Origin of the sequence: Enterococcus sp. AZ156 (assembly GCF_051714165.1) — a bacterium.
Classification (GTDB): Bacteria; Bacillota; Bacilli; order Lactobacillales; family Enterococcaceae; genus Enterococcus_B; species Enterococcus_B pernyi.
Genome location: NZ_JBIORI010000001.1, coordinates 1413371 through 1437571, shown reverse-complemented (window position 1 = coordinate 1437571; position 24201 = coordinate 1413371). Strand labels below are relative to the sequence as shown.

Below are 24201 nucleotides of genomic sequence, written 5' to 3'. Positions count from 1 at the left end.
TCAACGACTCCATTCTTCTTTGATTGTTTGATAGGCTTGGTAAGGATCTTCTGCTTGTGTGATAGGTCGACCGACAACGATAAAGGTTGAGCCGATTTCTTTTGCACGGGCTGGTGTCACGATTCTGGTTTGGTCACCAGCAACTGTTCCTTCCGGTCGGATGCCAGGGGTTAGACACGTAAATGTGTCACCTGCTTTTGCTTTGATCGATGCCACTTCAAGTGCTGAAGATACGACCCCATCTAAACCTGCTTCTTTTGCACAAGCTGCGTAGTGGATCACACTTTCTTCTAAGGGTACTTCGATCAGTTGATCATGGTGCATTTCTTCTTCACTTGTGGAAGTCAGTTGCGTGATTGCTAAAAGTAAAGGTCGTTTCTTACCTTCGGGTGTTCCATCTGTCAAGCCACGCATCGCCGCTTCCATCATACGGATACCGCCGGCAGCATGGACACAAGTAATGTCTACGCCTAATTTTGCTAGGCCTTGCATCGCTTTTTCCACGGTATTTGGGATATCATGTAATTTCAAATCTAAGAAAACGTCATGTCCAGCGTCTTTTAACCAACGAACGATGATTGGTCCTTCTTGATAAAAGAGCTCCATACCGATTTTAACGAATAACTTTTCGTCTTCTGGGAAACGTTGCATAAAGGTTTCTACTTCTTGCCAAGATGAAAAATCTAAAGCAATAATTGGTCGTTGATTCATTGATTTCTACCTTCTTTCACTTCTTTGATCAATTGCTCTAAAGACTCAATGCCTAACTCGCTCATTCTCGCTGGTAGGTCTGCAATCAGTTTTGGACAGATATAAGGGTCGGTAAAGTTGGCTGTCCCAACAGCAACTGCACTTGCACCTGCCATATACATCTCCAGTACATCATCAACGGTTTGCACACCGCCCATCCCAATGATCGGCAAGTTTGAGACACTTGCCACCTGATGGATCAAACGAATAGCCACCGGTTTGATTGCTGGTCCTGAGAGACCGCCTGTTTGATTGGCAAGAATCGGTTTTCTAGTTTTCAGATCGATACGCATCCCCAGCAAGGTATTGATCATCGTAAACCCATCGGCCCCGCCAGCTTCAATAGCCTGTGCCACTGGCACGATATCCGTAACATTAGGAGATAATTTGACATAGACAGGGACATTCGCCACTTTTTTCACCGCTTGTGTCAGTTGGAACGCCACATCTGGGTCAGTACCAAAAGCAATTCCGCCATGTTTGACATTTGGACACGAGATATTAAGTTCGATGGCATGGACATTCGGTGCATCACCGATCTTGCCACAAACTTCAACATAGTCTTCTTCACAGGCACCAGCGACATTTGCTATGATCGGCAAATCTTTATAGGTGGCTAATTCAGGTAGCGATTTTTCCATGACCACTTCCATTCCAGGATTTTGCAACCCGATCGCATTGAGCATACCAGAAGGTGTTTCTGCTACTCGCGGCGTGGGATTACCAAAGCGCGCTTTAGGTGTCGACGCCTTGACCATGATTGCGCCAAGTTGGTTCAAATCGTAGTATTTGCCATATTCTTTGCCAAATCCAAAGCAGCCACTTGCTGGCATGATTGGATTCTTCAAGTTTAGTCCTGGAAGTTTAACTGCTAAAGGGTTACTCATAAAATCACCTCTCCTGCTTGGAAAATCGGTCCTTCATCACAGACTTTCAAGCTTTTCGTTCCTGTTTCATCGCCTGGGACATGACAGACACATGCGTAACATGCACCGACACCACAGGCCATGCGAGACTCTAACGACAATTGGACGTTAGGATGACCGGCGAAAAGCTGTTCCACTGTCTTTAGTAATCCATTTGAACCGCATGCAAAAATAGCAGCAGGCTTATCTTTTGCCGCAAGTAATAGATTACCGACATTCCCATGGAGTCCATAGGTGCCGTCATCCGTTGCGATCCTTGTATCACCTAGCTTTAGAAATTCTTCTTCATAATACATTACTTCTTGTGAAGCAAAGCCTAGAAAGTGAATCGCTTTGACGCCTCGTTCCTTCAGCTGTTTCGATAGTTCGTATAAAGGAGGAACACCGATCCCTCCACCGACAATGAAGACCTCATCTTTGTTCGTTAATCCTGAAAGATCGAAGCCATTCCCTAAAGGCCCTAAGACGTCTAAAGAATCACCAGCAGTCAATTCTGCGAAATGCTTTGTTCCGTCTCCTTCTACACGGTAGATGATACGACAAGTTTTTTGTGATTGATCGATCTGGTTGATACTGATTGGTCGGCGCAACAACAAATCTGCTCGGGGTACGCGAATATGAAGGAATTGTCCAGGGCGTGTCATTTCTTGGACTAATTCCCCAGTCAGTGTCATTTCATAGATTCGTGGTGCTAGTTGCCGTTGGTGAACGATTTTCATTACTTCTTGTTTCATCTTAACACTCCTATGTTTTGGGACTTTTCGCTAGACTGCTTTGCTTTTTTCATTTTTTAAATAGGAGGGCAATTGCCCTCCACGATTAGATTGCTTGTGTTGAAAATGCTCGGGATTCCATCACGCGGACGATCGCATCCGCAGTATCAAGGGAAGTAAACAATGGCGTGCCATGCTCTACTGCTTCACGTCGAATGATAAAACCATCTTTTGACGCATTCCCACGATCTTTATCAATGGTATTGACGACCACTTGTGCTTTGCCCGCACGAATCAGGTCAACGACATTTTTCTCTTTTGTTTCCTCAGAGATTTTAGCTACTGGTGTCACCACAAGTCCGTGTTGTTCAAAGAACGCTGCGGTATTTTTCGTTGCCAATAAGCTATAGCCGATTTCTGCAAAGCGTTTTGCTAGACCTAAGGCTTCTTCTTTCGTTTCATCGGCGATCGTAAACAAGACAGCACCATAATCAGGCAAGCGTAAACCAGATGCTTCGAACGCTTTATACAGCGCTTTGTCTAAGTTTTGATCCGAACCCATGACTTCACCTGTCGACTTCATCTCTGGGCCTAAATAAGTGTCCACTTTATGCAACTTCGTAAATGAGAAAACTGGCGCTTTGACATGGACGTTGGCAGTTTCAGGGTACAAACCATCTTCATAGCCTAAGTCTTTCAATTTTTCTCCTAAGATGGCTTTTGTCGCGATCTGTGCCATCGGGATATTCGTCACTTTGCTCAAGAAAGGAACCGTTCGACTCGCACGTGGGTTCACTTCGATGACATATACTTGGTTGTCATGGATCACGAATTGGATGTTCATCATCCCGATACAATTCAACCCTCGTGCTAAACGGATCGTGTAATCTTCGATTGTTTGTTTAATTTCCTCTGACAGCGCTTGTGGTGGATAAACCGCCATAGAATCGCCTGAATGGACCCCTGCACGTTCGATATGTTCCATGATTCCTGGGATCAAGACGGTTTCGCCATCACAGATCGCATCGACTTCGCACTCACTACCGATCAAGTAACGATCGACTAAGACTGGATGTTCTGGTGAAGCTTTGACCGCATGTTCCATATAATCTTCTAGATCGCGTCGGTTCTCAACGATCTCCATTGCCCGACCTCCCAAGACATAGCTTGGACGAACAAGTACTGGATAGCCGATTTTATTGGCAACTGCAACTGCTTCTTCTTTACTTGTCGCAGTATCTCCTAGTGGCTGAGGCACCCCTAATTCTTGTAACGCTTGTTCGAATAGATCACGGTTCTCCGCACGATCAAGGTCTTCGATCGTTGTGCCTAGGATTTTTACACCTGCTTTTGCTAATGGTTCAGCTAGATTGATCGCTGTTTGTCCTCCAAATTGGACGATGACACCGATTGGTTGTTCCAACTCGATGACATTCATCACATCTTCAAAAGTCAAAGGCTCAAAGTAAAGTTTATCAGAAATCGAGAAATCTGTCGAAACGGTTTCAGGATTACTATTCATGATGATTGCTTCATAGCCTGCTTGTTGAATGGCTTTGACTGAATGAACTGTTGCATAATCAAATTCTACCCCTTGTCCGATACGGATCGGTCCAGAACCAAGTACTAGAACAGACGGTTTTTCTGAACGATGGCTTTCATTTTCGATTTCATACGTACTATAGAAGTAAGGTGTGTGGGATTCAAATTCGGCAGCACACGTATCGACCATTTTGTAAACAGGTTGAATGTTCTTTTCCGTACGTAATTGGCGAATCGCTTCCGTCGTCGTTTTCCACAATTCCGCAATTTTGCGATCTGTGAAGCCATTTTGTTTCACAACAAGAAGTAGATCCAGCTGATTCGGTTGTGCCGAAAGCTCCTCTTCTAATTCAATGATATGCAACAATTTATCCAAGAAGAATAAATCGATTTTCGTCAAGTCTGCCAATTCTTGGATCGGATAGCCACGACGGATCGCTTCGGCTAAGTAGAATAAACGATCATCTTGTGCTCGGACGATTTTCTCCATCAAACGTTCTTCACTGACTGTCTTTAGTTCTGGCAATTCAAGGTGGTGCGCCCCGATTTCTAATGAACGAACGGCTTTTAATAAAGATTCTTCGATGTTACGACCGATCGCCATCACTTCGCCGGTTGCTTTCATTTGCGTGCCTAAGACACGTTCACCGTTTTCGAATTTGTCGAAAGGCCAACGTGGGATTTTTGCTACTACATAATCCAATGCGGGCTCAAATTCTGCATAAGTCGTTCCTGTTACTGGATTTTTCATTTCATCCAAGGTCAAGCCTAACGCGATTTTAGCTGCTAATTTTGCGATCGGATAGCCGGTCGCTTTACTTGCTAAAGCAGAGGAGCGTGAAACACGAGGGTTCACTTCGATGACATAGTAGTTGAAACTATGAGGGTCTAATGCTAACTGAACGTTACAGCCACCTTCGATTTTCAATGCACGGATGATCGATAGTGACGCATCTCTTAACATTTGATATTCATGGTCTGCTAATGTTTGACTCGGTGCAAAGACGATTGAATCCCCTGTATGGATACCGACTGGATCGAAATTTTCCATGTTGCAGACAACGATGGCATTATCGGCAGAGTCACGCATCACTTCATATTCGATTTCCTTGAAGCCTGCAATACTACGTTCAATCAAACATTGTGTGACGGGCGACAAGCTCAAGCCATTTTCCGCGATTTGTCGTAGTTCGGCTTCATTCTCACACATACCACCACCAGTACCCCCTAATGTGAAGGCTGGTCGAACGATGATCGGGTAACCGATTTTATTGGCAAAGGCGACTGCTTCTTCCACCGTTGTCACGATTTCTGATTCTGGGATCGGTTGATTTAATTCTTCCATCAACTTTTTGAACAAGTCACGATCTTCTGCTTGGTCGATCGCACTTAATTTCGTCCCTAATAATTCGATGCCTAATTCGTCCAAGATTCCTGATTCAGCTAATTCCATCGCCATATTCAAACCTGTTTGCCCACCTAATGTCGGTAAGATCGCATCAGGACGTTCTTTTCGCAAAATTCGTGAGACAAATTCTAATGTGATTGGTTCTAGGTAGACTTGATCGGCAATTTCTTTATCAGTCATGATCGTTGCTGGATTGGAGTTGACTAAGACGACTTCGTAGCCTTCTTCTTTTAAAGCAAGACAAGCCTGTGTACCTGCATAGTCAAACTCAGCGGCTTGACCAATGATGATCGGACCAGAACCGATCACCATGATTTTATTGATATCTGTGCGTTTTGGCATTAGAATTGCTCCTTTCCAGCGTCCATCATTTCCATAAATTCATCAAATAAATGTAGTGCATCATGTGGGCCAGGTGCTGCATCTGGATGGAATTGCACACTGAAGGCAGGATAGCGACGGTGACGGACACCTTCGACTGTGCCATCATTGACTTCCACATGAGTGACAATTAATTTTTCCGGATCGATCGTTTGTTCATTTACCGCATAGCCATGGTTTTGTGACGTAAAATCGATTCTTCCTGTTGCAACTTCACGCACAGGATGATTCAGTCCACGATGACCAAATTTCATCTTGTACGTATCTGCACCATTTGCTAGTGCAAAAAGTTGATGCCCCAAGCAGATGCCGAAAATCGGGATTTTTCCTTGGATTTGTTTGATCATCTCGATCGCTTCTGGTACATCTTTCGGATCCCCTGGTCCATTCGTCAGCATCACGCCGTCTGGCGATAATGAAAGGATCGTTTCCGCATCCGTATTGTACGGTAAGACTGTTAAATTACAGTCACGCTTACTCAATTCACGTAAGATGCTATGTTTCAATCCAAAATCAATGACTGCCACATTTCTTCCTGTTCCTGGGCTAGGATAAGGTTTATTGGTTGAAACTTGTTGGACTTGGTTCGTTGCCAAGACGGTTGCTTTTAGTTGGTCAAACGCATGTTCAAATGTGTCGCCTGCATCCACAATACTGGCTTTCATCGTCCCAACTTCACGGATTTTTCGTGTCAACGCCCGTGTATCGATGCCAGAGATACCAGGGATTCCTTTTTGTTTCAAGAACTCGTCTAATGTCATTTGGTTACGCCAATTTGACGCAACACGTGCATGCTCTTTGACCACTACACCTTTACACGTTGGTGCAATCGATTCATAATCATCACGGTTGACGCCATAATTCCCTACCATCGGGTACGTAAATGTAATGATCTGTCCATTAAAACTTTGGTCTGTGATCGTTTCTTGATATCCTGTCATACTTGTCGTAAAGACGATTTCTCCAAACACATTGGCTGTCGCACCAAATGATTTCCCTTTAAATACTGTGCCATCTTCTAAAATCAGCAACCGTTCCATCCAATTATTCCCCCTTATGCCAAACAAGTTTTCCGTTGACAAATGTCATCAATGTTTCTCCTTTGATTTCCCAACCGACGAAAGGTGTGTTCTCGCCTTTTGATAAGAAATCTTTTTTATCGATTACTGCAGAATGCGCAATATCGTAAACTGCCAAGTCTGCTGATGCGCCGATCGTCAAGGTGCCAGCTTCCAAACCAAAGATGGCTGCTGGTTTGACTGCCATCCAGTCAATCACTTGCTCTAGTGTGAATTTTCCTGTTTCAACAAAATGTGTATACACGAGTTGGAAGGCTGTTTCACTTCCAACGATCCCGAAAGGTGATTGCAAGAAACTTTGACTTTTTTCTTCTAATCCGTGTGGGGCATGGTCGGTGGCAATACAATCGATCGTGCCATCAAGCAAGCCTTCGATCAATGCCTCGCGATCGGCTTTGCCTCTCAACGGTGGATTCATTTTCCAAAAACCAAAATCTTCTGGGATATCTTCATCGATCAAGATCAGATGATGCGGTGAAACCTCTGCAGTCACGTGAATCCCGGCTTTTTTCGCATCGCGGATCACCCGCACACTTTCTTTTGTTGAAACATGGCAGACATGATAGTGAACGCCTGTTGCTTCCGCTAATAGGAGATCACGAGCAATTTGAGAAGACTCAGTCACACTCAAAATACCTGGCAACCCTAGCTCTTCTGCTTTTTCTCCTGCGTGCATCACACCGCCAAATAATAATGATTCATCTTCTGTGTGAGCAACGAGTGCTTTATTGTTTTTCGCAGCTTCTTTCATCGCTAAGTACATCGTGCCTGCTGTTTGCACGCCGACACCATCATTGGTAAAAGCAAATGCGCCTTCATTGATCAATGCTTCTTGATCGACCAGTTCTTCACTTCGAAGATTCTCAGTGATCGGTGCATACTGTAATACTTTGACGACAGCATCACGTTTGATGATGTCATAGACTTGTTTTAATTTTTCTGCTGTATCAGGTACTGGGTCAAGATTTGGCATCGCACAAACAGTGGTGAACCCACCTCGAGCAGCTGCTTTCGTGCCAGCTTCGATCGTTTCCTTGTAAGTAAAGCCAGGCTCTCTCAGATGGACATGGACATCCACTAATCCAGGTGTGATCAACTGCCCTTGTGCATCAAACACTTCATCAAATTCAGCCTCAGGAAAGCCTGTACCGATTGCTTTGATCTTTCCTTCTTCGATCCAAATTTCTGCTGGTGTTGTTTCATTTCTTTTTGTATTGATTTGACCGTTTTTAATGAGTGTTTTCATGTTTCTTCCTCCTCTTATGTTTATGCTTTTCCACTTAATACAGCTTCTAAGATCGCCATTCTGACAAATACACCATTGCTCATTTGTTGAATGATCCGTGACTGTAACCCTTCAACCAGTGAATCCGCCAATTCGACATCTCGATTGACTGGTGCCGGGTGCATGATGATTGCATGTTTTTGCATTTTTTTAGCGCGTTCGACTGTCAAGCCGTACTCTTGATGATAGGCTTCTTTTGAAAAACTTTCTTTTCCATCGTGGCGTTCATGTTGCACACGTAACATCATCATGACATCGACTTGATCCAGCAAGTCATCTAGTGGTAAGTAATGACCGTAAACTTCAAATTCATCGTCATACCATTCTCTTGGACCTGAGAAGAAAACCTGTGCGCCAAGACGTTTCAACATCTGCATATTCGATTTTGCGACACGAGAATGTGTGATATCTCCGACGATCGCCACTTTCAAGCCTTCAAAATAGCCAAATTCTTCATAGATCGTCATCAAATCAAGTAAGCACTGCGTTGGATGTTGCCCGCTACCGTCACCGCCATTGATGATCGAGCATTGGATCGTTTTACTTTGGATCAATTCGTCATAGTAATTTTCATCTCCATGACGGATAACAGCTACATCCACCCCAAGTGCAGACATCGTTAGAACGGTATCGTATAATGTTTCACCTTTTGTAACTGAACTTGTACTTGCTTCAAATTCGATCACTTCAAGACCAAGTTTCTTTTCTGCTACATCAAAACTTTTATGCGTTCGTGTACTGTTTTCAAAGAACAAGTTCGTTGCAAAATATTGGGATTTTTGTGGTGACCAAGTTGCGCCCTGTTTGAACTCTTGTCCTCGTCGGATCAACCCCATTACTTCTTGGTCTGTTAATGCTTCTACCGTTAATAAGTGTTTTAAACTGATGCGTTCTGATTTGATGATCATGCGATGTCCTCCTTAATTTTCTTCGCTGCGTGAAGTTTCTGGTAAGATAAGATTTAAAATGATTCCTAAAACTGTTGCTAGTGCCATGGCAGATAAAGTGAATGTCCCGACTTCTAGGACTAATCCCCCGATACCTACGACTAAGATGACTGAAGCAATCAATAGATTTTTCTTTTTATCAAAATCGATTTTGTTTTCGACTAAGATTTTCATCCCACTTGCCGCAATCACTCCGAATAGGATGAAACTGATACCTGAAATGACTGGGCCAGGAATACTTAATATCAAAGCACTTAGTTTGCCAATGAAGCCAAGGATCACTGCGAAGACCGCTGCGCCTCCGATCACGAACACGCTGTGTACGCGAGTGATTGCCAAGACGCCGATATTTTCACCATAACTTGTCACTGGCGGCCCACCAACAAAAGCTGCCACTAATTGAGCCAAGCCATCTCCTGTCAATGTACGGTGTAAGCCTGGATCTTCAAAGAAATTTCGTTTGGTCAATTTGTTCAAGACCATCAAATGGCCGATGTGTTCGGTCATTGTGACAAAGGCGATCGGTGCCATCGTAGTGATTGCCCCTATATATAACTTCGGTTGATATTGCACAAATGGAATCTCAAAGTTAGGCAGCGCGAACCATGGCGCATCGATGATTGGTTGGGTGTCAACGATCCCGAAAAGCAAAGCCACGATGTAACCAGAGATGATGCCAAGCAAGATCGGTAATAATCCTAGAAACCCGCGTAAGAACATATTGAAGAAAATCGTCAATCCTAAAGTGATCAACGCAACTGATAGATATTTGAAATCGTAATGGTCTTGATTGAACATCGCGTTGTTTGCTGCGTTGGCAGCTAAACCTAAACCGATGACCATGATGACTGGGCCAACCACGATCGGTGGCAAGATTTTGTCTAACCAAGCCGAACCGATTTTCTTGATGATCAACGCAACGATCAGATAGACAAGTGCTGTTGTCATCGCGCCTTGTGCGATCGCCGGGAAGCCGTCGGTTTTCATCAACATCTGCATAGCGGCGATGAACGCAAAGCTACTGCCTAGATATGCTGGAATCTTCCCTTTTGTTGTAATCAAGTAAACGATCGTTCCTAATCCTGAACTGACCAAGGCAATCCCAGGGTCGATTCCGACTAAGATCGGTACTAAGACAGTTGCACCGAACATCGTGAATAAATGCTGTAAACTTAAACCCACCCAGTGTCCAATGGTTGGTCGATCATGGATGTCTAATACCACACTATCGTTGTGGAACTTTTTTTCTTCTGCCATCTTGCCTTACTCCTCTACTTTTCCTCGTTTAAGATCATGATGCGATCTTGTCCATCTAATTCTTGCATCTCTACTAAGATTTCTTCTTTTTTTGCTGTAGGGATATTTTTTCCTACGTAATCTGCGCGGATCGGTAATTCTCGGTGTCCCCGATCAACTAGAACTGCTAGTGAAATTTTTCTTGGACGACCAAAGTCCATGACTGCATCCATTGCAGCGCGGATCGTCCGTCCTGTGTATAACACATCATCGATCAAGATAACTTCTTTTCCTTCTAAACTGACTGGAATATCTGAAGAATGCAATTCTGGTTCTTGAGCGATCTCTTTTTTATCGTCACGGTACAATGTGATATCAAGTTCCCCTACAGGTACTTCGATATTTTCGAGTTGTTTCAGACGTTCGGCAATTCGAGCAGCGATGTAGATCCCTCTCGTTTTGATTCCGACTAAGACGATCTCTTCGATACTTTGATTTCTTTCGATGATTTCGTAAGTGATACGTGTTAGCGCTCGTTTCATCGTTACTTGATCCACTACTTCTTTTGCTTGCATCATTTTTCCCCTCCATTTTTTACACAAAAAAAACTCCTGCCCTAAGAGAACAGGAGGAATGTTTAGACTGAGTGTATACTACCACACCGGTCGCTTTGTGTATGCGACGTCATTGAGCAAGTCTCGCTATGGCGCACCACAGGAATTCTTACTCACACCCTTCTTAGCCTCACGGGACTAAACTTAAAGGACTGCTATTAAGTTTTTCTTTTATTGTTTATTACTATACCGTTAAGTACTTTAAAAAGCAATATCTTTTCTCAACTTCTCTAAAGTTTTTTCAAAAACTTCTGGCAATGGTGCCTCAAAGGTCATTCGTTCATTCGTTTGAGGATGAGTGAAACCTAATAATTTCGCATGTAAAAATTGGCCATTGCCTTTGAGGGTTTTCTTTGGTCCATATACGGGATCACCTGCTAAAGGATAACCAATATACTTCATATGCACACGGATCTGATGCGTACGCCCTGTTTCTAATTGTAACTCTACTAAAGTGAAATTCTCAAAACGTTCTAGTACAGTAAAATGCGTCACAGCTGGTTTTCCATCTTCGCGGATCGCTTGCATTTTTCGATCGACTTTTGAGCGCCCGATAGGTGCATTGATCGTCCCTTTTTCATGAGGAATAACGCCATGGACTAAAGCAATATATTTTCTTAGGGAAGTTTTATCTTTCAATTGCTGCGCCAACGCTTCATGGGCTTGATCATTTTTGGCGATCATCAATAATCCAGACGTGTCTTTATCGATTCGATGGACGATCCCTGGACGGATCACGCCATTGATCGATGATAGATTTTTCATATGGTACATCAACGCATTGACTAGTGTTCCTTGGGCATGACCAGCAGAAGGATGAACGACCATGCCTTGTGGTTTATTGACCACAGCTACGTCGTCATCTTCATAGACGATTTCTATTGGTAAGTCTTCTGCTACGATCTCAAGTTCTTCAGGCTCTGGTACTTCCACGACGATTGCATCAGCCGATTTTACTTTGTAATTCGCTTTTACTGGTTCCCCATTTACGGAAACGGCACCGTCTTTCAACCATTGTTGAACTTGTGAACGACTATGATCCGCAAATAATGCTGTCAGAACTTTATCGATCCGTCCTTTTTCTTCTTTGATAGTTGCTTTTAATTGTGTCATTTTTTTCGTTGTTCCTTTTCATCTAAAATAATATAAATCAATACGCAGATCACACCGATCACTAGAGAAATGTCTGCCACATTAAAAATCGGGAAATTCACGAAATCAGTTTGGAACATATCGATCACATACCCTAAACGGACACGATCGATAAAGTTACCGATTGCTCCAGCTAGAATCAATGTCAGACCGATCATGAACCAACGATTTCCGTCGCTACGATTTTTGATCATCAACGTCAAGATCACTACAACTGCAATGATCGTCACGACAGTAAAAAACCACATTTTTCCTTCTAGTAAACTCCAAGCTGCTCCGAAATTACGGATATGATTCAAGGACAAGATCCCTGGAATCACTGATTTCGTTTCTCCTAAAGCAAAGTTATCGACGATCAACCATTTTACCCATTGATCTAAGCCGATGATCAACGCACTTATAATCCAATATATCGCTAACAAACAATCATTCCTTTTCTACTTCATGATAAATATCTCTTGGTCTGATGATCCCTAATAAATTTCCGTTAGGGTCGCCGTTTTTGGTGATCAACACAGCCTCAAGCGTACCCTGCTCGCCAAACATTTTTTCTACTTCAGCAATCGTTGTCTGAGCGGATACAAAATGATAATTGGTGTACTTACCATCTTGAGTGATCAGATCGGCAGCTATTTTTCCTTGAAGATCGATCACACCATGATGACTTTCTTTGGCTAACCAAAAACCTAACATCCGCAACGTCACTAATCCTTTGAATGTTCCTTTATGATAAAGCGGGAACTGAGAATAACGCTTTTGAGCAACAGTCTCCAACAAACTAGGTAATGGGATGTCCCATTCAAACCCAGTTACATGCTTTGCGAAACGCGGTAACACTGTTTCTGGACGAATCAGTTCTTGCTCGATTCTTTGGATACGCTTCGTCGCCCATTCATTAGGTTCAGCGATAATAAAATCGACGGCGATCCGATCATGCACGATCGCATTACGTAATTGAGCCAACTGTAGTAAGTCATCCTCATATTTTTTGATACTTTGGTGTTGCTTTTGTGCTAAACGACGAACGAGTTCAGTGAACCCCATATTTCGTGGATTCCCCATCTCTTCTTGCATCCATTTTTCGATCCGATTAAAGCTACTCAAAAAAAGATCAGAATTCTTCATCACTAGCCTCCTTGATGACATATGCTTTATTTTTTATAAATAGAAAGAAACCAATCATTACGACGACGATCAGTAAACTATAAAGGATACTTTGAATAGCAACAGCACTGATCCCTGTAAATAAGAAAAGTACGGGATATAACTGTAATAGCAATAAATTCATCGTAATCCGATAGTTTTTAGTTGGTTCTGTTATCGTATAGACTGGACTTTTGAGCCAAAAAAAGGTGACTTGCATCTGAAACGGGGCGTCTACATCTAGAGTAACAGATTGGTTTTGCCCCAAACTGATTTTCCGATCATCCACCCGTAATGTGATTGGACTACCCATTCCGTAAAATCCCGTATCTCTAGTAACATTCACTTCCATTTTCGCTCCTCCTATTATGCGTTAGTCTCTATCAAAACACAAGCGGAATCTCTGTTATCCCTAATGGATCGATCCTTATATCATCTTTTTCAGCAATCATTTTTCCTCATTTTCATCCTCTAATTTACTTTCCAGTCTTTTCTGCCCAAATCGATTGACAGAAGAAACCAAAAACACTAAGGCAGACATAAATAAAGCCGAAGATATAAATGTAATCCCTAAAATCGCTAAAAAATGAGGATCGAAATAACCAGTGTATAACTCATGATATAAGCTATAATTTCTCACCCCAGTAACTGCAGAAACGAATACACTTCCAACAATGACTGCTAACACTCGTAATTTCTTTGCATGTTTGGATTGATCGATAAGGTCGTGACCAATCAGTGAGCCACGGATCAATAAATAGATGAACGCTACTCCTAGCAACAATAATTCGGTAAACACTTCAGAAACTGGTTGCTCCAACAAATAACTTTTTACAAAGATCGAAGTCCCTAATAATACCAATAATAACAAAAAGGCTTCACTTTGTATTTGATTATTGACCTGTACGATACGTTCATCTTTAAGTTTATTCTTTTTCATCTTTATCCTCCCAAAATAGATCATCTAATGTTTGATTTAATTCATGGCAGATGGCCTGACACAACTTGAGTGTGGGATTATACTTCCCTGCTTCAATCAATCCAATCGTTTGCCTTGTCACTCCTACACGTTGGGCCAATTCTTCTTGGCTTAAATCATTTGCTAAACGCGCGAGTTTCATTCGGATGTTTTTCAACTTGATGGTTAACCTCCATTCTTCTCAGTCATCCTGATTGTAAACTATATCTTACTAAATGTAAAATATATATTGCTTAAATGAGAGAAAAGTAAAAAAAGGTCTGGCCATTCGTCCACCCCATATAAACGGCGAAAAAAAACTCTGCGATAAATAAGGCGTCATCCACAAAAAGTTGAAGAACCATTTTCGTGGATGACGCCTTATTTATCGAGATGACACGCTGTTGTCCCGACCTCCGTAGGTATTGATCATTTATTCTTGGATCGTTGCTCCACATTAAATTGCTAAACAAAAAGTGTATAACTTTTACTAGTCTCATTACTTTTGAAGATTTAAGTCGCTCTTTTTTTTGGCTGTGGTGTTTACTTGTCCTTCATTCACAAAACCACTGATTTTCGTGCTAAATCCAACCAGTTTATTTATTCCCGGCTTTTTTTGATTCTTTTTACTTTGTTTCGCCTTATCTTGTCCAGAGCCTTGCTGATTGGTATTCTCTTTATTAGACGTACTGGTTGGCAAGGGACTTGCAGTAGTCTGGACTATTGGTTTTTTTGTAACTCCCAATTCTAGATTTCTTTCAGCCATATTGAACTGTCCTGAATTCATTAATGCAAGAGAGACTAGCATTTCACCATTTACTTTTGGTTTGTTCTGTTGATTGCTGAGGTCTCGTTTAAAGAGTTTTGGTCGTTGATTGATTGGACGTTTATTGAAAGGATTTCCTAATGCAATATCTCTAATGATTATCGTTAGGGTTTCTGCATCAAGACTTTGAATATTCATACTCATCATCGCGTCAGTTTTTTCTGCAAGTATAACCGCTTCTTCTGATAACATCGGAGAGTTCTGGTAATCTGCTAACTGATCAACAAAGCGAGTAAACTCCTCCGTTTTGAAAAAACCTGGATACCTTCTGAAATATTGGTTGCGAACATCTGCTCCAGATTTCGAATATCCTGACACCATATACGGATAGCTAGAAATAACGTCGTATGTCATGGACACGATATGTGTTGTTTCATGGATAAGAGTTTCCTTTGGATCTACAGATATCTGTAGTTTTGGCATATAATCTGGATCAATATGATTCATATCAGCAATAAATATGATTCGACACTCCGGATCATGACTCATCATAAACGCATATGCCTCTGGGATCGCTTCAACCTTTGACAAGTTTTTCCGCCAATTTGTTCGTGAGTTCCCATAAAGGTGATATCGCTTCTGCCACCACTTCCTTTACAGCTGGCTCGGCCATTGAAGCTTGTGTCTGGGATTGATCAGGTAAAACTGACGCTAGAGGAATATTCGAATTCTGATTTATTTTGCTATCCACCGTATCATAGGACGAATGATTGACTGAGAACGTCTGGGTCAGCCACTCAACCAAATGATCCATCACTGAGTATCCATTCGTGTCTGCTGGTTGCTCGGTATATGTAGCATTTTCAGGTTTACCGAAAAATGTCGTAAAGAGCTCGGTCAATTCTCCCCAAAAAGCATCAACGATTGGCGCTTCAGGAATAGGAGTTCCATGCTTTTTTGTTTTTTCTGTCGTTCTTCTATTTTTTGTTTGATAGAATTCTTCCACCGTTGATTCAAATACCGTTTTCATTTTTTTGGCTTCCTCTTCGGCAGTGAATCTGTGTGTTGTCTTCTCTATTGTTTGCTTTTTAAAAGAAAATTTTTGAATACTCGCAGGCATACTTTTTCGTTCTTCATTGGTTGTTTGTGATTTTGTAATAGCTGTCTGACAAATAGTTTTAAAATGAGCTTGTGTATGATTGGCGCCATTCCAAAGTCCAAGAGGGTTTTGGTGAAAGATCTCGCTCGTAGTCGTGCAATTTTCGACTTGCGCAATTCGATGCGCCATTTTGTGCAGTCCTATGCTCCACTGATGAGCCTTCTCTACTAAATAAATGAGCGAATTCGAAGGCAGTGCAACCTCAATCGTCGAATTGGTAGGTATAGACGAATGATTCGGCGTAAATGGAGTAAATCGCTGGGGAGCCGCAGTAGAACTTGACACTAAAGAATGTAAAGAGGTCTCATTCCCTTGTTGTCGTGCTTCTACAAATGTATCCACTTCAAATGCAGCAGTCGTTTCTTGTACTGCACGCTGTCGATTCGGTAGATTTGCTTCCGATATCCGAAGATTTTGACCAACACTTAATAAGTACAATATTCCTGTCGGCGACCAGACTCCTCTACCGACAGGATAATGCCCAAAGCTGTCTGCAAGTGAGCTTAGATTTCTTTTTAGGTTATCTTCCGTCATATATTTCTGTGATTTGTTGTTGAATTGACCGATTTTTTCTCGATGTTGTTCAATAGGCATCTTCATACTCCTTTGTTTATTAGGTATTTGTACGCATCTGATAAGAGATAGATCGTGTGAACAACTAAACCAAAATTTGTCTAATTAATATGAATACTTGACTAAGTAAAACAAAATTTATTGCATCGAAATGTAGTCAAAAAATAAAATACTAATACCTAAAGACAGCCAGATAATCATTAAACCACTGTTGTCTTTATCCCCAGTGTCAACGTATTTTACAATCGTTGACCTGCATGACCATTTCAGGATCTCAATTTTATAAATTCATTCCTACCAATTTATTCTTATTTTGTCTCCTTGTTGAAGTTCTATTTAGCGCCTCACTCTTTCCAACTCCTCTATTTATGAGAGCGGAGAATTTATTATAAATTGTTGGGTTGGCGCTTACAGGCTGGGAAACCTTAGATAAGGTACCATTTTGTTCGACGGAGCTAGATTGAGAAGTTCTTTGATTGATTTTTTCTTCCGAAACATTCAAATCACTTCGCTTCACTCTTATTCGTTGTGCGGGAATCTCTCCATTTTGTGATTGACTATTTGGTATCTTTCCATCTATCACCGAAGCAGAACCAGCTTGTTTTGAATCCATTGAGGTAGAAAATTCTGTTGTAGGACTTACATCGCTAAGTGTGCTTCCTAAAGGGGGTTCCTTCGTCACTTCTAAGCCAATACTTCTTTCTTCTGTCGCATACTCACCGATTGACATCAATGACAGATTGATAAGGATATTGCCACTTCCAATTTCCGCAGTTGGCTCTTGAGTTGGTTCATCCACAGAACGTTTAGGTCGCAGGAGCGGTTGATCATACCTGTACCCATTGGCAACATCTCTAAGAAGCGTACCGACCATTTCCGCATCATTCAACATATAATTAGCCAACAACATAGAATCTGTACCGAAATTCCGAAAAACAGCCATTCGTGATAGCTTATCCATACGGAAATAATTTGCTATCATTCGAACAAAATTAGAAAAACCAGTGGTTCTGAAATTCTTATGATACCGAGAAACGAAATCGATTTGTGCATCTTTTCCGCGCCTTAAAAAACCACGGTGCACCTCATCATAAACGACGATATCATCAGTCATTGAAACTAAATGAGACGTTTCATGAAGTAAAGTTTCTGAGACAGGAGGTGCAATTTCAACTTCTGGCCAATAATTAGGGTTCTTATTAAAAGAATCAGCCATAAGTATGATTCGATTTTCGGCATCCGTCCGAATCACAAATCCATATGGCGAAGTACGTTCTTTACTTAAGGAATAGAATTTCTTCGTTATCGGATCTTTTTGGAAATCGGTGGAAGCAATCCAAATATTCTTAAATCCCCAATCTGCTGATTGCTTAAGAAATGCTTTGCTTTTTTCTGCGATTGTCTGAAGCCTTTTGACCACTTCTTTTAAGACTGCCTGTTCCTCTGGTTTGCCATATACATTAAACATATTGGCTAAATAGGTTCCTCTCGTCGTCGAACTTATTTTCTCAAACCTCAGCAGATATTTACATTCTTCGATAACAAGATCTACAATATTCACCGCTTCATTATATTCTTTTGCTACTACTTTCCGAAATTCTTTTAAATGTTCCGGCATTTTTGCGGCATCTAAACCAGCAAATACACGATATTTATTTTTCAATTCGGGTGGTAAACAATGCTGAATACCCAGCTTGATTTTTTTTATGGTCAGCGCTTCATCGGTTATTATCTCTTTTGGTGGTTCTGGTATAAGCTTAGTTAATCGTGGGAGTACCACTTGACTATTCTCCAGTACAGGGACATTATTAGGGCGATCAATCTCGATTGCATTCATACGTGCTTTCCATTCTGGCCATTTCTGTGGTATTTTAGGCACCCACATATAGGGTGGATAATTAGGGTTGCTAAGAGTTACAGAGGTCAGCTGATTTTGTGTAGAGGCTGGTTGACCTTTTGATGTGCTTGCTCCCTCATCGAAGCCGCCAGCGAATAATAGATCATCCGGACGTTCAACAACGCTTTTCTCCAACTGAGTTTCAAAACGGAACTGATTGATTCCCGGATCCAATCGTAAGACAGTCATAGGTTCTAGTATATCTTTTTTCACTAAATGATATCGGTTGATTTCCTTATCTAATAAGGCCAAAGGAATATAGCGTTCTTGGATCTTAATATAGGTTCTACCTTCTGCACTCCACATCAAACCATTTCCATCTGGTGCTGACAGAGTACTAGGGTCCCATACAGCTTCAAACTGATTGATACGATTCGTCACTTCGATTTTTACTGCTCTCGAAATTAGCGGGGATGTATCTTGTTCGAAATACCATTCAATACCATTAAAGTTCACAGGTAATACTTTATCTCCATCCATTACATCATAGCGCACACCGTATTTCTTTATCGCTTGGATCCTAACAGGAACAAGTTGACCGTCCATTTCGATCACATCCATTTTTTTCTGACCATTTTTATAGATTTCCATGACCGTTCCTTCACCATAACCTTTAGGATAATAATTTATCTTTTCGATAAACATCTCATCTGGCTGGATATTGATTTTTAAAGATTGGATGATTTCCTTTTGTTTTTGAGAAAAAAATACGGGGCCTTCAAATTCTCTCAGTTCTTCTCCTCTTAAAGTAAAAACTTTTCCATAGACATCTCCTTTTTTAAAATCGGAAACTTTGACATATAGATTGTTTTTCATTTTTTTCACAAGAACTTGCGGACCATTTCTTGGTAAACGAGCGGTAACAGTCATTTTTGATATCACTGGTGCAGGCAAATCTTTTTCATGTTTTTCAAGTTTTGTTAAGACTGGTTTAAAGTGGATATTTCTCGTAAGAATTGGCTGGTTTTTTAATTTTAATAGGTTCTTGATTACAAAGCGTCCACCACTAATTGCTGCCTCAATCCCTGGATCGATATACCGCACCACACTAGCCAAGAGACTTCTGAGTTCGGAAATTTTTGGTACTATTTTTGAGGTATTTTTCACTAATCCTGTTATTCCACCACGTGCAATCACTCGTGCTGCGCCTAGAGCAAATCGGATATTGATAGAACTAATCTGACCTAATATAGGCACCAAGAGAAGCGTATCAATCAGACAATTAGGCATCGCGCTTGCTGTATCCTTATTAACAATCCCCACGACACAATCATAAAATGGAATGAAATGGCTAACCACATCCCATACTTGACTAGTTATTGTCTTATCGTTTCCTGATTCATATAATTGGTGATACAGGATATTTTTATGCTTGAGACTGATTGTATTAAATAAAGTTTCCTTCTCATTACCATGCGATAACAACTTATCTAAATGGATTTCCGTTGAAAACGAATAATAGTATCGACCAATTTGAATTTTATCCCCTACTTTTTTTGGCTTCCTCCACCAGAGGGATTTTAGATCAACTAAATCATATTCTAACAATAGAAACGGATCTTTATCTACACGATAAAAGGCATATCCACCTTCCTTCTCCAATCTTTTCAATGCATACCGTCTTTCTTCGTTGTCACGAATCGCAATGAGTATATCTGTTTCCTTAAGTGGCAAGATCAGGTCGTCTCTTTCTTGTCGATTACCGGAAAAAACGATCGATGGTGAAGGTCCCACTGTTTTTGAAGGACCATCTGTATCTATAAACTTAGCAGATCCTTCATAGATATGAGTTTCAGGGGAAAACATAAAATCTAATTCTGATTGATTACTTGAATGAATGGATAAGCCAATCAGTTTCCGATTCAATAAATGATAGGATTCTGCTACTTCTGTTGTTAATTCTGTGTACCATTTTTCGAGATCACGAGGAATCCATGGCCCTGGGCAAGGATTTCCTCCAGCTAAATACACTTGACTTGCTAATTTAGTGACTCTTATGCCGAGTCTTTCACACTCATTGATCACTTCAGTCACTAGTGCTTGTTTTCTTCGAAAGTTAATCACTGCTGTCTGATAGTTCCCATAGAGGCGATTGATTTCTTCTTGATGTGCCATGATCGCAAAGTAGCCTCTCTGGAAATAACCAATAAATGTACTGATTGCGACTTCTTTATAATTACCTTCTTCCATAGATTTTCGCAAAAGGGAAGCATCCAATTGTGCAGTAGTAAATAATGCAGGAAACAGAAGGTGATCCAATTCTTCCATATCTTGGATTCCTTGATTACTAACAGATTCGAAGAAAAGTTCGCCAAGTGTACGAATTTCCTCTTGATTAAACTGATTAAGTAAACCTGAAGCGGCTAATATTCTTGATCCTGTCATTTGCATCAATGAACGATAATCCGAGATCAGCAAATTATCTGACAAATCACTCGATTTAAGAAAATAATTGGGAAGCATATAGTTCAGACAAATATTCCACAACAAACGTACATTATTCTCTAATTCATTTTGTTTTTGTGGATTGTCTTCTTTCACAAGCTTAAGTTGTCCGCTTTTTACGAATTCATCTAGTTTAAAAAAATTCCTAAGCTCGCCAATCGTAAAGTTATCTGGATTGGGATGATCAAGGATTTTTTTTGTTGCAAATACTTCAATAGTGCTTTCTAAGACATTCTCAATGACCCATTTCATTACTGTTTTTATCGCGCTTTTGTCAGAAACTAACTCACCTTCTGCTCCACCATATAACTTTAGTTCTTTCAATATAACTGTCGCAATACCTTGTATCTTCTCTGGACTGACCTCGCCATTTACGCTGCCTTGCCTAAACCATCCTCCTATTCCACTCAAAATATCCTCTTTTGTTACCTCACCTTTGATCAAGTACTTTTCTCGTAAAAATAACTCTACTTTATCAAGTACTTCTTGACTTCTCCATTGCGTTTCACTATTTTCCAAAACAGACTTGCTTGTTTTTGTTTGACTATTAGATACAGTTGAAGAGTCGTCTTTCTCCAATTTTCCCCATAACCATTTCGTAAACGTTAGTTCTGCTTCTTTATTGGAGATCAGACCGTTGTCCTCTTGCCCCAAGATTGCTTGCGAGAATTGCTTGAGTTTGACGGGATCAATTATTTTTTGATTCGCCCCTTCAATCAATACCCAATTTGATACTGTTTCAGCAAGCCGCTCAGAATTAGACGTATCACAAACGATACCCTTTTTCTTCAAAAAAGCAACAATCCGTTGATCGATGACTTCCTCTCGTTCATTGAAAAGAAATGGTTTTTGATCTTCTTCGAGTACATAAGTGGAACCGGTCATAGGAATAATGCCATTTTCTCGAAGAAACGATAGTACTCTTTGTTTTTCTAATTGTTCTGTCTTCTTTTCCTTATCCGTCGCTTGTCCGATTACATTAATCTCATCTTTTTTATAAGTATATCCCATCTGCGCATTATTATTTTCCCATTGTTGGATAACCGCCCTTGAGTCGTTCGGAGAACTAATTTTCATTTTAGAACCATATGCTTTTAGCAACTCTTTCGCTGCAAGTTCCTCTCTATTCACAATTTCCGCATAATTCTTCCCTCTAAGTATCCATTTTTGCATCCATCTAATTAAATGGCTCGCTGAGGGATTTTTTAGCCTAGTTCCCTGTTTATAGGCAAAGCAGACAAGCCCTTGATTCACTATTTTTGTTTTCTCTCGTTGGTTGAAAAGATCGCGATGATAGACTACCGCAGTGATTGTCTGATTTATTGAAATAGAAGCAGGTCGATCATGAATGAAGTCTGAAAAAATTTGATTACTCACCTCTGTTTCTGCTTGAACATTCGTAACATCAGGTGTTTCCTTTGGCGACAATTGAATAGGATACGTATTCTGCTGGAAGGTGTACCCTATTAAACCTACATTTATTTTCAATTGCATAAAAGTCGATTGCAATTGGTTAGCCGATGATATGTCCCCTGCTCTTGCATCTTCTAACCCATAGGAGTACCGGATGAAAAAATTCAAAAATTGTATTTTATCTGATTCTTCTGAAAGATCATGGAGCGATTTTATCTCTGCCCATTTCTCAAGTTCTTTAAGCACTAGTCCTGCATGGGCAGTTTTACTTACAATTTTTTGTTTCACTAAAAATTCTTTCAACTGTGTGATTGCCTTATCCGTCGTATCCTTTCGCTCAAACAGCTTTTTATCATAAAAAAATGCCGGAATAGGTTCCTCGTAACGCTCAGCAGGCTTTCGATTTTGTTCAATATCTTCAATGATTTTACCGACTACCACTAAGTCAGAAGTATTCGTCGATTCAGTGGTGGCTATTTTTTGCTGATTTTCTATCGCCGTTTTTTCATCGCCCGTTTCACTTGCCGATACACTATCTTCATTGTCAGAAAAAGGATGGTTGATCGCCCTTGCTTCAGCTCCTCGAACTACGAATAAATCCCATTTTTTTATAAAGTTGGTCAGTGTTTCATCCATTTTACTAAACAATGTCCAAAATTGTGTCGCAAATCCTTCCTCTTCTTTTTTCAAAGTTGGAATTCCACTTGAGAAGTCATAGGATCGAAAAGCATGAGGAACATTTTTATCTTTTGAAGGTGTAGCTGTCTGATGGATCTCATCTTGGTATGAAATACTTTGAGCCATCATTGATAAAAAGCGAGTGATCAGCGAATCTCCTTTTAAACTTTCATGTTTTTCTGTATAGATTGGTTGATCAAAATCATTAAAAAATGTGACGAAAGCCTCAGTTAGTCCCTTAAAGAAATTAGCTGTCCCAGAAGTATCGTTTGTCGCATTTCCTGTTGTCTGTTGATCCGTCTGATGGCTGGTTTTGTTAAATGATTGTTTAAAAATATTTTTTAGTTTTTCCGCCGAATCTTCAAATAAAAATTGTTGTTTGGAACTCCCATCGCCTCCTTTCTTGAAGGAAAAATGATGTAGCTCTGTGGGTTGATCTGTTGGTTGTTGATTTATCTTTTGAGACTCAGCAATCGCACTCTGACAAACGGTTTTAAAGTGGACTTGGGTGTGTTTGAACGGATTAGATTCTTCCTCTAAAATTGGGCGCGTTATGCTCGTCTTATTTGTTGTGCATCCATATGTTTCTGCAATGCCGTGTGCTATTTTATGTACATTTAAACTCCAATGATGAGCAAAATCTGTCAAATTGTAAGTAGTATTATCATAAAAAGTTCGAAAAAATGGTGCATTCACAGTAGCAATAGCCGTCGAGTTCTCTGTCAAAGCTGGTGTGAGCAACGTCGTGTTCACCGTCGAATGAGAGGTGAGCGAATTCAATACTTCTGATTGATTTGCATGTTGTGTGACTTCAACAAAAGTATCTGCTTCAAAAACAGTGCCACTATTCCGCTTAACTCGTTGTTGTTTGGGACCCTCTCCTCTAACGACCACATTTCCTAAGATGCTCGAGACATATAGTGACAATAATAATGGCGAGTGAAAAATCGCTGGCGTTGGGGCATGGCCGACGCCAGAAGAAATTGCTTTTACTGCATCTTCAAAAGCCTGCTTATCTTCTTTATTATTCTTTTCATTGTTGAATTGTCCATTTCGTTTTCGATTACTTTGATTATCGATTGGCATAGCTTTCTCTCCTTGTTTTTTTGATGAGATACTAATTTAACAGTACAATT

18 protein-coding genes are annotated in these 24201 nt (G+C 40.8%); all 18 read right to left on the bottom strand.

Annotated elements, in window-relative coordinates; translation table 11 throughout:
- Positions 1-711, bottom strand: a complete 711-nt coding sequence (gene pyrF, locus IGJ95_RS06830) for an orotidine-5'-phosphate decarboxylase (RefSeq protein ID WP_010735510.1) — start codon at positions 709-711, stop codon at positions 1-3.
- On the bottom strand, positions 708-1637 hold the full coding sequence (locus tag IGJ95_RS06825) for a dihydroorotate dehydrogenase (RefSeq protein ID WP_010735511.1): 930 nt from the start codon (positions 1635-1637) through the stop codon (positions 708-710). Before IGJ95_RS06825 ends, pyrF begins: the two co-directional genes overlap by 4 nt.
- Positions 1634-2410 carry a dihydroorotate dehydrogenase electron transfer subunit gene (locus IGJ95_RS06820; RefSeq protein ID WP_062805262.1) on the bottom strand — a complete coding sequence of 259 codons (777 nt, stop codon included), beginning with the start codon at positions 2408-2410 and terminating at the stop codon, positions 1634-1636. The genes IGJ95_RS06825 and IGJ95_RS06820 overlap by 4 nt, the downstream gene beginning before the upstream one ends.
- 85 nt (positions 2411-2495) lie before the next feature.
- Positions 2496-5681, bottom strand: a complete 3186-nt coding sequence (gene carB / locus IGJ95_RS06815; RefSeq protein WP_438761602.1) for a carbamoyl-phosphate synthase large subunit — start codon at positions 5679-5681, stop codon at positions 2496-2498.
- Positions 5681-6760: a carbamoyl phosphate synthase small subunit gene (locus IGJ95_RS06810; RefSeq protein ID WP_010735514.1), complete on the bottom strand. Its 1080-nt coding sequence runs from the start codon at positions 6758-6760 to the stop codon at positions 5681-5683. The genes carB and IGJ95_RS06810 overlap by 1 nt, the downstream gene beginning before the upstream one ends.
- A gap of 4 nt (positions 6761-6764) precedes the next feature.
- Positions 6765-8045 carry a dihydroorotase gene (locus IGJ95_RS06805; protein WP_010735515.1) on the bottom strand — a complete coding sequence of 427 codons (1281 nt, stop codon included), beginning with the start codon at positions 8043-8045 and terminating at the stop codon, positions 6765-6767.
- Positions 8046-8065: 20 nt separating this feature from the next.
- On the bottom strand, positions 8066-8992 hold the full coding sequence (locus tag IGJ95_RS06800; RefSeq protein WP_010735516.1) for an aspartate carbamoyltransferase catalytic subunit: 927 nt from the start codon (positions 8990-8992) through the stop codon (positions 8066-8068).
- Positions 8993-9004: 12 nt separating this feature from the next.
- Positions 9005-10288 (bottom strand): solute carrier family 23 protein, encoded by a 1284-nt coding sequence (locus IGJ95_RS06795; protein ID WP_010735517.1) that lies wholly within the window; start codon positions 10286-10288, stop codon positions 9005-9007.
- A gap of 14 nt (positions 10289-10302) precedes the next feature.
- Entirely contained in the window at positions 10303-10842 is a 540-nt protein-coding gene (pyrR, locus tag IGJ95_RS06790) for a bifunctional pyr operon transcriptional regulator/uracil phosphoribosyltransferase PyrR (protein WP_029594119.1), read from the bottom strand.
- Positions 10843-11082: 240 nt separating this feature from the next.
- The gene (locus IGJ95_RS06785) at positions 11083-11994 is read right to left on the bottom strand and encodes an RluA family pseudouridine synthase (protein ID WP_077151345.1); all 912 of its coding nucleotides are present in this window, start codon (positions 11992-11994) and stop codon (positions 11083-11085) included.
- Positions 11991-12455 (bottom strand): signal peptidase II, encoded by a 465-nt coding sequence (gene lspA / locus IGJ95_RS06780; protein WP_153829859.1) that lies wholly within the window; start codon positions 12453-12455, stop codon positions 11991-11993. Before lspA ends, IGJ95_RS06785 begins: the two co-directional genes overlap by 4 nt.
- Positions 12456-12459: 4 nt before the next feature.
- On the bottom strand, positions 12460-13158 hold the full coding sequence (locus IGJ95_RS06775) for a CBS domain-containing protein (RefSeq protein WP_023519620.1): 699 nt from the start codon (positions 13156-13158) through the stop codon (positions 12460-12462).
- Positions 13145-13528, bottom strand: a complete 384-nt coding sequence (locus tag IGJ95_RS06770; protein WP_096081520.1) for a hypothetical protein — start codon at positions 13526-13528, stop codon at positions 13145-13147. Before IGJ95_RS06770 ends, IGJ95_RS06775 begins: the two co-directional genes overlap by 14 nt.
- Positions 13529-13624: 96 nt before the next feature.
- On the bottom strand, positions 13625-14116 hold the full coding sequence (locus IGJ95_RS06765; protein ID WP_438761599.1) for a DUF6773 family protein: 492 nt from the start codon (positions 14114-14116) through the stop codon (positions 13625-13627).
- Positions 14103-14297 carry a helix-turn-helix transcriptional regulator gene (locus IGJ95_RS06760; protein WP_196768995.1) on the bottom strand — a complete coding sequence of 65 codons (195 nt, stop codon included), beginning with the start codon at positions 14295-14297 and terminating at the stop codon, positions 14103-14105. The genes IGJ95_RS06765 and IGJ95_RS06760 overlap by 14 nt, the downstream gene beginning before the upstream one ends.
- A gap of 336 nt (positions 14298-14633) precedes the next feature.
- Entirely contained in the window at positions 14634-15491 is an 858-nt protein-coding gene (locus IGJ95_RS06755) for a hypothetical protein (RefSeq protein ID WP_010735525.1), read from the bottom strand.
- On the bottom strand, positions 15478-16653 hold the full coding sequence (locus tag IGJ95_RS06750; protein WP_153829860.1) for a hypothetical protein: 1176 nt from the start codon (positions 16651-16653) through the stop codon (positions 15478-15480). Before IGJ95_RS06750 ends, IGJ95_RS06755 begins: the two co-directional genes overlap by 14 nt.
- Positions 16654-16912: 259 nt before the next feature.
- On the bottom strand, positions 16913-24151 hold the full coding sequence (locus tag IGJ95_RS06745) for a QWxxN domain (protein WP_438761597.1): 7239 nt from the start codon (positions 24149-24151) through the stop codon (positions 16913-16915).
- Positions 24152-24201 lie beyond the last annotated feature (50 nt).

Bases quoted from the DNA above. Each gene is read 5' to 3' on its own strand.
- IGJ95_RS06750 (WP_153829860.1), bottom strand. From the start codon at position 16,653: ATGCCTATTGAACAACATCGAGAAAAAATCGGTCAATTCAACAACAAA.
- IGJ95_RS06760 (WP_196768995.1), bottom strand. From the start codon at position 14,297: ATGAAACTCGCGCGTTTAGCAAATGATTTAAGCCAAGAAGAATTGGCC.
- IGJ95_RS06810 (WP_010735514.1), bottom strand. From the start codon at position 6,760: ATGGAACGGTTGCTGATTTTAGAAGATGGCACAGTATTTAAAGGGAAA.
- IGJ95_RS06765 (WP_438761599.1), bottom strand. From the start codon at position 14,116: ATGAAAAAGAATAAACTTAAAGATGAACGTATCGTACAGGTCAATAAT.
- IGJ95_RS06770 (WP_096081520.1), bottom strand. From the start codon at position 13,528: ATGGAAGTGAATGTTACTAGAGATACGGGATTTTACGGAATGGGTAGT.
- IGJ95_RS06800 (WP_010735516.1), bottom strand. From the start codon at position 8,992: ATGATCATCAAATCAGAACGCATCAGTTTAAAACACTTATTAACGGTA.
- IGJ95_RS06795 (WP_010735517.1), bottom strand. From the start codon at position 10,288: ATGGCAGAAGAAAAAAAGTTCCACAACGATAGTGTGGTATTAGACATC.
- carB (WP_438761602.1), bottom strand. From the start codon at position 5,681: ATGCCAAAACGCACAGATATCAATAAAATCATGGTGATCGGTTCTGGT.
- pyrF (WP_010735510.1), bottom strand. From the start codon at position 711: ATGAATCAACGACCAATTATTGCTTTAGATTTTTCATCTTGGCAAGAA.
- IGJ95_RS06785 (WP_077151345.1), bottom strand. From the start codon at position 11,994: ATGACACAATTAAAAGCAACTATCAAAGAAGAAAAAGGACGGATCGAT.
- IGJ95_RS06820 (WP_062805262.1), bottom strand. From the start codon at position 2,410: ATGAAACAAGAAGTAATGAAAATCGTTCACCAACGGCAACTAGCACCA.
- pyrR (WP_029594119.1), bottom strand. From the start codon at position 10,842: ATGCAAGCAAAAGAAGTAGTGGATCAAGTAACGATGAAACGAGCGCTA.
- IGJ95_RS06825 (WP_010735511.1), bottom strand. From the start codon at position 1,637: ATGAGTAACCCTTTAGCAGTTAAACTTCCAGGACTAAACTTGAAGAAT.
- IGJ95_RS06775 (WP_023519620.1), bottom strand. From the start codon at position 13,158: ATGAAGAATTCTGATCTTTTTTTGAGTAGCTTTAATCGGATCGAAAAA.
- IGJ95_RS06745 (WP_438761597.1), bottom strand. From the start codon at position 24,151: ATGCCAATCGATAATCAAAGTAATCGAAAACGAAATGGACAATTCAAC.
- IGJ95_RS06805 (WP_010735515.1), bottom strand. From the start codon at position 8,045: ATGAAAACACTCATTAAAAACGGTCAAATCAATACAAAAAGAAATGAA.